The sequence below is a fragment of the Paenibacillus ehimensis NBRC 15659 genome (assembly GCF_004000785.1).
Classification (GTDB): Bacteria; Bacillota; Bacilli; order Paenibacillales; family NBRC-103111; genus Paenibacillus_G; species Paenibacillus_G ehimensis.
Window position 1 is genome coordinate 131,749 of sequence record NZ_BILX01000003.1, and the last position, 11,880, is coordinate 143,628.

General features: G+C 53.7%; 10 protein-coding genes and 1 pseudogene. All 11 read right to left on the minus strand.

Translation table 11 applies throughout. The features are described 5' to 3' along the window. Positions 1-128: 128 nt before the first annotated feature. The 11 genes and pseudogenes from PEH01S_RS02760 to PEH01S_RS02810 all read right to left on the minus strand — a co-directional run bounded on the left by PEH01S_RS02760 (position 129) and on the right by PEH01S_RS02810 (position 11,709). Positions 129-1,010 carry a helix-turn-helix transcriptional regulator gene (locus tag PEH01S_RS02760; RefSeq protein WP_127483864.1) on the minus strand — a complete coding sequence of 294 codons (882 nt, stop codon included), beginning with the start codon at positions 1,008-1,010 and terminating at the stop codon, positions 129-131. A gap of 19 nt (positions 1,011-1,029) precedes the next feature. Further along, a complete protein-coding gene (locus tag PEH01S_RS02765) occupies positions 1,030-3,279 on the minus strand; it encodes an ATP-binding cassette domain-containing protein (protein ID WP_127483865.1) in 2,250 nt (749 codons plus the stop codon). A 177-nt stretch (positions 3,280-3,456) separates the two neighbouring features. Next, complete coding sequence (locus PEH01S_RS02770; protein WP_127483866.1) at positions 3,457-4,518, minus strand: suppressor of fused domain protein; 1,062 nt, start codon at positions 4,516-4,518, stop codon at positions 3,457-3,459. A gap of 257 nt (positions 4,519-4,775) precedes the next feature. Continuing rightward, positions 4,776-6,156 (minus strand): annotated as a pseudogene (locus PEH01S_RS02775) (amino acid permease). A gap of 680 nt (positions 6,157-6,836) precedes the next feature. Then, positions 6,837-7,178, minus strand: coding sequence for a cupin domain-containing protein (locus PEH01S_RS02780; RefSeq protein WP_025848152.1), 342 nt, complete (start codon positions 7,176-7,178; stop codon positions 6,837-6,839). Between the two features lie 59 nt (positions 7,179-7,237). Further along, positions 7,238-7,546, minus strand: coding sequence for a metal-sulfur cluster assembly factor (locus PEH01S_RS02785; RefSeq protein ID WP_025848150.1), 309 nt, complete (start codon positions 7,544-7,546; stop codon positions 7,238-7,240). Positions 7,547-7,589: 43 nt separating this feature from the next. Beyond that, a complete protein-coding gene (locus tag PEH01S_RS02790) occupies positions 7,590-8,822 on the minus strand; it encodes a hypothetical protein (RefSeq protein ID WP_127483867.1) in 1,233 nt (410 codons plus the stop codon). A gap of 36 nt (positions 8,823-8,858) precedes the next feature. Further along, a complete protein-coding gene (locus tag PEH01S_RS02795; protein ID WP_127483868.1) occupies positions 8,859-9,083 on the minus strand; it encodes a DUF2249 domain-containing protein in 225 nt (74 codons plus the stop codon). Beyond that, on the minus strand, positions 9,080-9,382 hold the full coding sequence (locus PEH01S_RS02800; RefSeq protein ID WP_025848145.1) for a DUF2249 domain-containing protein: 303 nt from the start codon (positions 9,380-9,382) through the stop codon (positions 9,080-9,082). Before PEH01S_RS02800 ends, PEH01S_RS02795 begins: the two co-directional genes overlap by 4 nt. 246 nt (positions 9,383-9,628) lie before the next feature. Beyond that, positions 9,629-10,864: an MFS transporter gene (locus PEH01S_RS02805; RefSeq protein WP_407669409.1), complete on the minus strand. Its 1,236-nt coding sequence runs from the start codon at positions 10,862-10,864 to the stop codon at positions 9,629-9,631. 485 nt (positions 10,865-11,349) lie between these two features. Further along, entirely contained in the window at positions 11,350-11,709 is a 360-nt protein-coding gene (locus tag PEH01S_RS02810; protein ID WP_127483870.1) for a hypothetical protein, read from the minus strand. Positions 11,710-11,880: the final 171 nt, after the last annotated feature.

Below are 11,880 nucleotides of genomic sequence, written 5' to 3' on the forward strand. Positions count from 1 at the left end.
AACAGGGCCCTGACGATCGATCGTCAAGGCCCTGTTCTCCATCGATAGTCCAAGCGGGCGGCAATTTCGTCTTCTTTCCAAATCCCCGCTGCTGCTGAATGAATGAATCTTGCCCGTTAGCAGAAAACCTAATTTCCATCGACCAATTCGGGGGGCGCCAGCAAAGTAACGTTCACGCCATAGCTCATCAGATGCCGAATGGCGCTTTCTTTCGTATAATAACAGGCATCGGCCAAGATCGTTCCGTCCGGGCCGCTCTTAAGCTGGTCCGGCAAAAATTCGTCCTTTACCCTCGTTTTGACCGCGGCTTGAAAACGAAGGCGCACACGGATGCACGGAGGCCTACCGCTGCGGGCTCGGTCGGCATCGATATCCTCTATCGACAGCCCGCGGCGGCTGAACGTTTCGGACATGATCCGCACATGGTTCATACGGGAAAGCCGAAACACCCGCAAAGCGGACCGAACCCGGCAATACCCCCAAAGGTACCAGACGTCGCTTTTCAAATACAATCCCATCGGCTCGACCAAGCGCTGCGTTTCCGCACCGTGAATATCCATATAGTCCAACGCAATTAACCGGTTTTCCTTGATCGCTAGATGAAGCATATGAAGATGCTCCTTCGGGCCGGCTGCCGGGGCAAGATCAAGAAGCATTCCGCTCGTATCCAGATCATGCAGCTTATCCGAGATCAGGGCGCCGACCCGGTCCAGAAGCTCCGCCATCCCCGTATCGCCCGTTGCAGACTGCATCCCCCGCAAGGCACTGTAGATCGAATATAAATCCTCGAGCGACAAATATTGTCTCTCCAGCCGGTAGCTTTGCATAATTTCGTACCCGCCGTCCGAACCGGAAAAGGAGACAACGGGAATGCCCGCCCGGTTGATCGTCTCCATGTCTCGGTAAATCGTTCGCAGCGATACTTCAAACCGGGCGGCCAAGTCCGCTGCGCTTATTCTTTTGCGGTTCAGCAGCATCATCGTAATCGAAAACAGCCGATCCAGCCTCAAGCCAACCTCCTCCCTTCCCTCACGATTCGCGCAAATATGTACCGGTTACGGATTGGCCGGCGTCAAGTATTTGCCGCGGGGGGCCTGCAAACACCACTTGCCCGCCTTTGTGTCCGCCTTCCGGCCCCATGTCGATAATCCAGTCGGCTTGCTTGATGACATCCGGATTGTGTTCGATCACGATAACCGTACTTCCTCCGTCTACCAAACGCTCTAGAATAGCCAGCAAATGCTTGACGTCCGACATGTGCAGCCCCGTCGTCGGTTCGTCCATCACATAGATGCGCCCCTTCTTGTGCAGCTCGCCGGCAAGCTTGAGACGCTGGCATTCCCCGCCCGATAACGTGCTTAACGGCTGGCCGAGCGTCAAATAATCCAGCCCCACGTCGTAGAGTGCCTGCAGCGTATGCCGTATGGCGTGATCCTGATAGAAATGAAGCGCCTGCCGGACGCTCATGGCAAGCACATCCGAAATGGACTTGCCCTTAAACGTATATTGCAGCACCTCGTCATTAAAGCGCTTTCCTTCGCATATTTCGCACACGGTCGCGACGCCTTCCATAAAGGCGAGGTCGGTATAAATAACGCCAAGCCCTTGGCATTCCGGACATGCCCCTTTGGAATTGAAGCTGAACAGCGACGGACTCACCTTGTTCGCCCGTGCAAAGCATTTGCGTATCTCCTCCATTATCCCCATATAGGTCGCGGGATTGGAACGGATGGACGTGTTAACGGACGATTGATCGATGACGATCGCATCAGGATGTTCAGATAGGAATACGCCATGGATAAGCGTGCTTTTGCCCGAGCCTGCTACACCGGTCACGACAGTCAGAACGCCAACGGGAATGTCGACCGTCACGTTTTTCAGATTGTGCAGCGCGGCATCTGCAATCCTCATAAATCCGACCGGCTTCCGGTATTCGGCCTTCATCGGGACGACCTGCCTCATCGCTTGTCCCGTCAGCGTATCCGATTGCAACAATCCTTCCAATCCGCCTTCATATACAATCTCCCCGCCGTCGGCACCGGCGCGCGGCCCGACATCGATAATGTGGTCGGCAATTTGAATGACATCCCGGTCGTGTTCCACGACAAGAACCGTATTGCCCTTATCCCGCAGCTTCCGCAGCAATCCGTTCAAGCGATACACGTCGCGCGGGTGCAGGCCGATGCTCGGCTCGTCGAAAATATAAATCATGTCGGTCAAGCTGCTGCTCAGATGCCGGACCATCTTGATCCGCTGCGATTCGCCTCCCGACAGCGTGGCCGTTTCACGATTCAGACTAAGGTAGTCGAGCCCCATGTCGACCATATGCTGCAGCCGCTCCGTCAGGCTGGAGATGATCGGTGCCGCGACCGGATCGCGGATTTCGCGGAGAACCGGAATGAGCTCCCCGATCTCCATCGCGGCATGCTCGGCTATGCTGAAGCCGTTGATCTTGCAGCTCAAGGCCGCTTGGCTGAGCCGGGTACCCTGACACAGCGGGCATGTCGACAGACGGATGAAGCGCTGCACTTGATGTTGCGTCTTCTCCGACAGCTCGCTGCTGTCCCGCTTGATGAACAGGCGGGTAAACTTGTCGACTACGCCTTCGAAGTCGGAGTGAACGGGACCGCCTTTGGAGGGTAGGGCAATTTTTGTGCCTTTGCCGTAAAGAAGCGTATGCCATTCTTCCTCCGTGTAATCCTCCAGCTTCTTATCGTTATCGAACAGCCCGGATAAGGTGTACGTTTTCCAGTACCAGGTGCCCACCGCGAACACGGGAAACAGGATCGCCCCTTCGTTCAGCGACCGGGATTTGTCAAACAGCCGGTGCACGTCAAGCGAGACGTTCCGGCCGATGCCGTCGCACTCCGGGCACATCCCTGCCGGGTCATTAAAAGAAAACGCATGGGAATACCCGATATACGGCTTTCCGATCCGCGAGAACAACAGCCGGAGCAGCGAATAGATGTCCGTGATCGTACCGACCGTCGAGCGGGAATTGGCACCGAGACGCCTCTGATCGATGACGATGGCCGTCGACAGGTTTTCAATCGCATCCGCGTCCGGCCGGCTGTACCGGGGGAGACGGTTACGGATGAATGCCGTAAAGGTCTCGTTGAGCTGGCGCTGGGCTTCGGCACTGACAGTATCGAAGACGATCGACGACTTGCCCGAGCCCGACACGCCGGTAAAAATCGTTATTTTCCGCTTCGGAATCCGGAGCGACACATTTTTTAAGTTGTTTTCTCTTGCACCTTTTATGACGATATACTCTTGCATGTACCCCTTCCCCCTCTATTGGTTCGATCGGCTGCATTTCTATCTTAAACGATCCTCCCTGACAACCTTATGTCAGGATGGTTCCTGTTCGGCAAAAAGAAACCGCCGGCAGGATTTGTCCCGCTGACGGTTTGCGCTACGCCATTTCGATCATGCAGCCGCCAGGAGCAGGCAGGCTTAACCGATAACCTCTACGACGTTTCCTTCGTTATCCTTAATTTGCGTTTGTACAATTTGAATCGCGATTCCCGGTAAAGCGGAGACCTCAATTATGCTTTCTTTGGGCAGCAATTTCCGGCTGAATTCCCCGGCCGTCACCTCATCCAGCGTAAATCGGATCTCGTCCTCTCCGGCTTCGCATTCCGGCTTCTCGCCCGCTTCAAACACGACCCGGATCTCCGGACCGACCAGCGTCAGATCTTTCCCTTTCAGGATGCGCCCTTGGAGCAATTTTCCGATGATTCCAGCCTGCTTGGCCCCCAGCTTCAGCGTGGAAGGCGTTTTGCTAAACCACCCTTTTTTACCCGGCTCCCAAGCCAATTGATCGACATATAAAAAGCCTGTATTCGAGCCTTCCTCCCGCATTCCTTTCTGCACGGCCTCGGAGATGGCCGGAATCCCAAGATGCGAAGCCCGTGACAGATCCGTGATATAACGAGGCATATGTTCCAGGCAAGCGGAGAGCACGCCAAGCGTATTCCACGTTTGCATCGCTTCGAGCTCGTCCCGCGTGATGCCGACCATCTGCACAAATTGCACCTGCCCGTTCGGCGTATCGATGGCCGGAAGCTCCGGGTCCTCCACGAAGGCCAAGGCGGTCAGCAGCGTATCCGCGCCCAGGCAGATCGGCCCGTTGGCATCCAAATAATCGCCTGATCTAAAAATATTGCCGCTGTTAAATACGTATCGTCCCATATTTTGCAGCAGGTTCAGCGCCCACGCCGGAGGCTCTTCCTCCCCTTCCTCGCGCGCCAGCCGAAACGTCAATTCAAACCCATATCCGCTATCGTCGGGATTGTCCGATTCCTTATCGTATAACTCCGTAAATCCGTAGGTCACGAAATGCCAATGCGGTGCAGGCTCGTCCGCCTTATACGCACTGATTCCGTCCAGCGGGTCTTGGCCCCCCAAGGCATAGGGAAGCAGTGTTCCGTAATGCTTCGGCTCCTGATCCCCGTACAGCCTCGTCATTTCCTGATCAATGGCATCCCAGCCCGCTGCGTTTGCTTCCTCGTTCATTACCGTTCCCTCCCATAAGTTTCTGTCCATGCTGCCTTAGCAGGCGTTCGGAGCCGTAACCCGTCAGGCTTTCATCGCTGTATCCTGCAAAAAGTCCACGAGGGTGGCCATTGCCGTAAAGAAACGCCTCTACCATGTTAACCTCACTTGGAAATTTTATCAATACGGAGATGTTCCCCATTTCATATAAAAAAGGCCGAGCGAACCCGGGACATGACCTGAGCTCGCTCGGCGGCCTTTTGAGATATAGCGGCCTTCTATGCTTCTTCCTCTGCTTCGACTCTTTGCCGTTTTCCTACGCCAAAGACATAATAGCTCACAACGACGATGGAAATGAATGACGCTCCGACAATCAAAGATACGCGAGTATCGGGGTTGAACCACATTCCGATTAACACCAGTGACAAGAAAATGATCGTGATATAATTGCTGATTGGAAAGAAAACAGACTTAAACGGATGTTCCTTCAAGCCGTCCTTCCATTTTTTTCTGAATTTGAATTGGCTGAAGGCAAGCGCAAACCAAGGCACCATGCCCGGAAGAACACTGGCGCTGTAAATGTACAGGAACAATTTGGAATCGGGAAGCAGGTAGTTAAACAGCACCCCGACCAGCAGCAAAGAGATCGTTGAAGCGATACTATTCCTCGGGACGCCGCTCCGGGATACTTTTCCGAAAAATTTAGGCGCCTGACCGTTAGAGGCCAACGTATACAGCATTCTTCCCGCACTGTAGATCCCGCTGTTGCAGCCGGACATCGCCGCCGTGAGAACAACGAAATTGATAATGCCCGCCGCGGCGACAATTCCTACTTTGGCAAAGGTCATGACGAAGGGGCTGCCGATTTTCGCCGACTTGGTTCCATGGATAAAGCGTGACGATGACAAAGACGGCGCCCGCGTAAAAAATCAAAATGCGCCAGACAATATTTTTGATCGCTTTGCGCAAGGTGAATTTCGGATTTTCCGCTTCACCGGCGGTAATCCCAACCAATTCAACGCCTTGGTAAGCGGCCGTTACGATGCAAAGGGCAAATAAAAAGCCTTTCAATCCGCCGGCGAAAAAACCGCCGTGTGCATAAAGATTCGACAGGCCGATGGGCTGTCCTCCGTTGCCCCAACCGAAGAAGATCATGGCCGTTCCAATCCCAATCATGGCGACGATTGCGACGACTTTGATCAAGGCGAACCAAAATTCAAATTCTCCGTAAAATTTGACGGCCGCTAAATTGGCCGCTGCAATGATTGCTACGCCTGCCAACGCCGGCAGCCATTGCGGAATGTCGGGAAACCAATAGCCGACGTAAATTCCGATGGCGGTCACTTCCGCCATGCCCACCGTTACCCACAAAAACCAATAGCTCCAAGCCGTTAAGTAACCGGCCAAAGGGCTGATATATTTATGAGCGAACGTGGCAAAAGATCCGGTCACCGGTTCGAGAATCAACATCTCCCCCATGATCCGCATGACAAAAAACACAATGATCCCGGCTAACAGATAGGCCAGCAATACGGAAGGCCCGGCCCATTTGATCGTGCTTGCCGACCCCATGAACAAGCCAACGCCAATCGTGCCCCCAAGCGCTATCAGCTCAATATGCCGGGGCTTCAATCCTCTGACTAATTTCTTTGATTCCAAAAAAACGCCCCCATTCTATGTATGCTCCGTTAAAAGCGGATCATCGAAAGGACCCGGCCGCCTCCAATACCACAAAATTGTATGATATAAAACGTAGAAAAACAACTCCCAGTGAGCAGACAATCGTTGGGGTAATGGGATGCTTAGCTTAAACCAACGAAAAAACGGCCCTGTCCCTTGGATGAACAGTTGCCGTTTATCGGCACCGCAAGCGCTTGGCTTCACTCTTGGGCAAACAGTCGAAGTCTCGAACTTTACCTCGGATATTCGCTGCTTGGACCTCCAAGCAGGCTGCCGCCTCTGTTTTTTAAATATTTGTCGAAGAAGTCCAGCGTATAGGCATTCACGATGGAGCGGCTCTAGTCGGGTTCAGCTTGCCAGTCATTCCGATTTGCCGGAAAAGCGGGGTAAGAAACTGGACGTCGGCAAACATTCAAAAAGTCTCATTTGGAGCTCTCCCGTTCATTTTAATGGTATCAAGAAGTGTTTTAAACCCGGATCTTCATCCCCTGCCTTCGTGCAAACCGAATGATATGCTCATCTTACTTTAGCGGGCTGACATCAACCATTGATTTGCCTTATGTCCACCGTCCGAAGCTTACAATATCGTCCGCATAAATGCAAAAAAGCCTGATTTCTCAGGCTTTTGTTTCAAATTTATGCACGAATCGGTTACCGCTTTAGATTTCCCGTGCGAAGCGTTCGTCAGGAATTTTATTCAGGTTTACATACAATGTGGCAGGCTCTTGACCGGTATTGGCAAAAGCGAACGACTCCTCGCCTCCGCATCGCACGCAATCCCCCTGCCGGACTTCCGTCTCCACGCCGTCTATGATCATCGTGCCGCCGCCTTGAACGACCAATACGTAGACTTGAGTTCCCGGATGCCGGTGTACAGGAAGCTGCTGGCCCGGCATAAAATTCAACGTAAAAACGATGCTTCCGTCCGCTTGGAACAATACTTTTTTCGTAAACCGCTCCTCCTGAAACGATTGGTGCGCCTCAAGCCTTTTGATGTCCATCCGCAGTCCCTCCTTTTCATCCTGTCAGCGTTGCTCCCGGGCCGCCTTCTCCGTGGATCTTACCAAGCGCCCAATTGACGCTTTGCTTCGTCCGACATCCGGTCCGGCGTCCATTGCGGCTCCCATACGACCTCCACGCTGACGCTGGCAACTCCGGGCTTTCCCTCCAAAGCACGGCGCACACCGCCGATGATCGTATCGTGCAGCGGGCAGCCGGGCGTCGTTAACGTCATCCGAACCGCGATGTGCCCGTCTTTGATGTCAATGCCATAGATCAGACCGAGGTCTACGACATTGACGCCGAGCTCCGGGTCGAACACCAGCATCAGCTGCCGCCGCACCGTCTCTTCGTTTACTTGCGTTGTCATGGCATTCTCTCCTCTCTTGTGTACAAAGGCAAAAGCACCATTATTATTTGGTAAACACTCTGGCGATCACGCCGATATAAAACAAAGCGCCGGCGGATAACGCCGCTATGCCTGTGACGGCAGCTCGCGGTTCCATGACTCCCATGCCCGCCAAGGCAATCAGCAGCCCCGCAGCCATCACCCACATCCCTGCATCGATGCTGCGTTCGCTGATGAGATCGGACATGACGGGCACCCCGGGCCTCCCGGCTTGATCGCCGTATTTGTGCGTCCACCATAGGAACGGCACGATTTTCGACATGTATCCGAGAACCGTAACCGCCACCCATCCCCACAGGTACACCCAACCGGCGATAATGATCCAGGACAAGCTGGTCAGCAGCGAAGGAGCCGCAAGCCCAATGCCAAGCGACAGGATGCAAAAAACGAGCAAAGCTCGGGTGCTCCAAACGGTCCATACAATCCCGCGCCCCGGCGAGGCTTTATGACTGTGCTTGCGGATGTCACGAATCAACCGGTCGTATACGAGCAGCGCCGCCGCGAGCAGCAAAATCCCCGCAAGCAACGGCCAGGACCCGCCCGGCCCCAGAGAAGCCCACACGCCCACGATGACCGCCGCATTCCACAGTCCGAGGATAATGTACTGGGGCCTGTCGGAGGCGCCGTGGGACAAGTAAAACATCGGCAGCATTTTATAGCTGAATCCGGTAATCAGCAGCCCGAACCAGCCGAGCGTCCCAAGCCAGATATGAGCGGCGAGCAAACGTTCGTGCACGTCCGCCCACCATGGAAACGCAAAGTTTAAGCCCATCGCCAAGCCGAGCAGTCCGGTCCCTGCCAAATAAAACAGCGCGCAGGCGGTGCTTAGAGTGATCGGATTCCAGCGCTTCGCCTCCCACAGCGTCCGTCCGACATTCCAGACAAAAAGCAGAATGCCGGTGACTGCGGCGACGGCTCCGACGGCGATCCATTCGACCCGGCTTTGTAAAAATCCGGTCAGCAGGATGACCGTCCCTCCCGTGAAAAATACATAATGCACATAGCCAAGTATGCGGCTGAAAATACGGCGTTGAAGCACGACATCGATCAGCTGGTAAACCGCTCCCATCGCGACCATTGTCGCCCAGTCCAGCACCAGCAAATGAACGCGAAACCAGCCATCGGGGCTGCGGGGATGGTCGAGCGCCCAGCCCCCGGCGGTGAACAGAGATCCTGCATGAAACAGGACAAAGCTGACAATCCCGGTGGCAATAAATAACAGCGGCAGTCGAAGCATACCATGCACCTCCATGCAGATAGCTTTTTCCGAAAGCTATTTTTTCGTAATAGCGACTTTGGCGGTGCCGTCCGGCTGCGGATCGACTTCATACGAATATTGGAGCCGCCGCAGCTCCTCGATCAAAAACATAGGGACCCGGTCGTTGTGAATCACGAGAATGTCCCCGTTCCCCATGTCTTCCAGCGCCTTCAGTGTACGCAGCATCGGCTGCGGGGGCTCCAGCCCCCGGTTGTCCAATTCCGTGACACGGCTGCTCATGACCCGGCCTCCTCATCTTTGAAGGATTGCAGCGACATGGCTTCCAGCTTCGCCCGAGCCCCGGCTCCTCTGGCGAAAGCGGTGATCCAATGATCGTCTCCGACGCTTTCGACCTTGTTGGCATACCCTTTAGCCTTCATGATGCCGAGCAGCGGCGTAGGTTTAAACAGCGCATGCAGCACGAACACATCGTCCGGCTCCAACCCATCCACCGCATCCATAATTTGCTTGAACGGCTCCAGCTTTTTCCGCAAAAATGGCCGCACATCCAGCTCCACTACGTTTACGTCTCGCTTCATGCTTCTTCCCCCAATCCATTGGCCGGAGCGAACGTCCGGTCCAAATGAGAATTGTTTTCACTGTATCTACAGTGTAGCGGATTCGGCAGCGCCAGTTTGTGACTGCAATCACAAATTCATTTTGTTTTTCGGAACGGCGGTGTCCGAACGAAAAAAATCCTGCCGACAGGCAGGATTCCCGGAAAGCTATACGTTATTATTGGATGCCGTTCAATGCGCATTCTTGTTCAAATCGACGGCGGCCGGTCATGCAGACTGCGCATGCTTCGGCGCTTTGCTGTTCATGATCGGCATCATGGCCAGGGCGCCGAGAAGAAGCAGCAGTCCCGCGCCGGTGTAGATCGATACCAGCGAAAATGCATCCTTTAGCGCGCCGGCGAAAGACATCGAAATGACCATCATCCCGACGAACATGGGACTCAGCACCCCGTTAACCCTTCCTACAATGGATGCCGGCGACCATTTCAGAATCATCGTATTGATGCCAATATGAATGCAAGGAAATACAAGCCCGTTCAAAAACTGCACTCCGAGCGTAATCGGTATGCTTGTCGAATATCCGACAATCACCGTACATATGGCGCCGATTAGCATGCCGACGGCGAGCAAGAGCTGCGGTGCGACGCGCTTTGCAAAGACGGATACGAGCCCGCCGCCGATCAGCATAGCGGTACCGTACACCATCATAAGATATTGAAGAAATTTCTCATCGCTTCCAAGCCGCTCCGTGACGACGAACAGGCCGAGCGTTTGCGTAATGCCCATGGAGAGACCGGCCAGAATAAACGCGGCTCCAAGCATCCGCAGCACTTGACTTTGCCAGACGTAACGGAAGCCTTCGACGAATTGTTCGCGGAATTGGCCTTTTACGGCTTCCGTCTGTGCTTCCGTCTTATCCTTAGGCAAGCGGGTTAGCATGAGCGCCGATAGCAGAAAAGCCACGCCCATCACCGCGATCGACGTTTCCAGTCCAAACGTGCTGTAGGCGAAGGTGCCGAGCATGGGACCGAGCACCATGAAGATGGCCATCAGCGTCTGGAACAGCGCCATCCCTTGCTGCAGCTGCTCTTCAGGCACATGAACCTTGAACAGCCGAACGGCCGAAGGCTGGGTAAACTGCGAGAGAATGGCCGAGATGAAGGTGACCAGATAGACGGACTGCCAAGATCCGTAGTGAACGGTCGCAAGCACGGCGAAAACCGAAACCGCGGACAGCAGATCGCACCAGATCATCGTTCGCTTCGGCCGCCAGCGGTCGGCAAACGTACCCCCGATGAACGAAAAAATGAAGATAGGCGCAAATTCCGCTACGCTGATCAGCGAAATGGCACTCGGATCGTTGTTCGTCCTATCCGCAACATAAAGAAGAATCGCGAAATTACGCACCCATATGCCGATCTGCAGCAGCATGTTGGACAGCAGAATCGTCTGCATGAAACGATTGCGAAAAAGACTCGGGTTTTTAGCATTTTCCTTAACCAAATGTTCCAACCTCCTTGTGATTTCCGGCGGCCCTCTTTCGAAATTAGCGGACCACCCGTCTACTCCATATAAAACACCTTTTTTTGAAATAAAACATTGTTTCGTTGTTTTAGCCTTATGCAGGCGGGATAACACATATCGCAAGGCGCAGCCGTGTTCGATGCGAGCTGCTCGGAATCGATTCTGCCAAAGCTGGATAAATGCACACCAGCCGTTTCATCGAGAAACAAAGTGTCTTTCAGCTTCGGCCAATCCCCGTCCCGGCCCATACGGTATGCTAAAGCTTCCCTCCTTATCCTCTCCCGTATCAGTGCCAGCACCTCCTTCAAAATAATGTAACATAACATTGTTACGTTGTGAAGAGTGATTTTTCATTTACTTTTAAAATCATCCTGAAATGCAAAAAAGACACGCGCCTTAAAGGTCGTGTCTATACATCACCCGGTCGATGATTCAGGATGCGGTAGGCAATCCTCCGCTTTGTCCTACTTCGGAAAGCTTCCTTTCGTGTAGGAATCCCATAGGTTATGGACAAATTCGATATCGAGCTTGTTTTCGAATGCCTTGGCAATCAGGCCGAAGTCGTCCGATGCATACCCGGCCAGCTCCGGACTTTGCGTGATCCGAAATGTTTGCTTGAACACAGTCTCCCTAATTTCACGGGTCACCGTATCTTCAGACGGATGCATTGCTTCCAGCTTCTCGTAACTGGAACTCCACGCTTCGGCGAATTCAGCTTCATCTCTGGCGTCCAATTCAGCGTCCCAATCCACCTCTTTGTTGAAAACCCGTTCCAGAAACGTGCCGTCACCTATGATCGAAAGAATCTCACTCGCCGTGATCAATGTAAGCCCCCCTTTCCTTTTCAACGTAATGAAAAGGATATAGCCACACGGCTCGTGCGTTCACATGCTCGATGCGCACTTCTTGACCACGATACACGGCAATAAGCTTGCCCGTCAAGTCTGCAGCAAATAGGATCGAACGCTCCGCTTCGCATAGACCTATTTTCGCTC

Bases quoted from the DNA above. Each gene is read 5' to 3' on its own strand.
- PEH01S_RS02765 (WP_127483865.1), bottom strand. From the start codon at position 3,279: ATGCAAGAGTATATCGTCATAAAAGGTGCAAGAGAAAACAACTTAAAA.
- PEH01S_RS02770 (WP_127483866.1), bottom strand. From the start codon at position 4,518: ATGAACGAGGAAGCAAACGCAGCGGGCTGGGATGCCATTGATCAGGAA.
- PEH01S_RS02780 (WP_025848152.1), bottom strand. From the start codon at position 7,178: ATGGACATCAAAAGGCTTGAGGCGCACCAATCGTTTCAGGAGGAGCGG.
- PEH01S_RS02785 (WP_025848150.1), bottom strand. From the start codon at position 7,546: ATGACAACGCAAGTAAACGAAGAGACGGTGCGGCGGCAGCTGATGCTG.
- PEH01S_RS02790 (WP_127483867.1), bottom strand. From the start codon at position 8,822: ATGCTTCGACTGCCGCTGTTATTTATTGCCACCGGGATTGTCAGCTTT.
- PEH01S_RS02795 (WP_127483868.1), bottom strand. From the start codon at position 9,083: ATGAGCAGCCGTGTCACGGAATTGGACAACCGGGGGCTGGAGCCCCCG.
- PEH01S_RS02800 (WP_025848145.1), bottom strand. From the start codon at position 9,382: ATGAAGCGAGACGTAAACGTAGTGGAGCTGGATGTGCGGCCATTTTTG.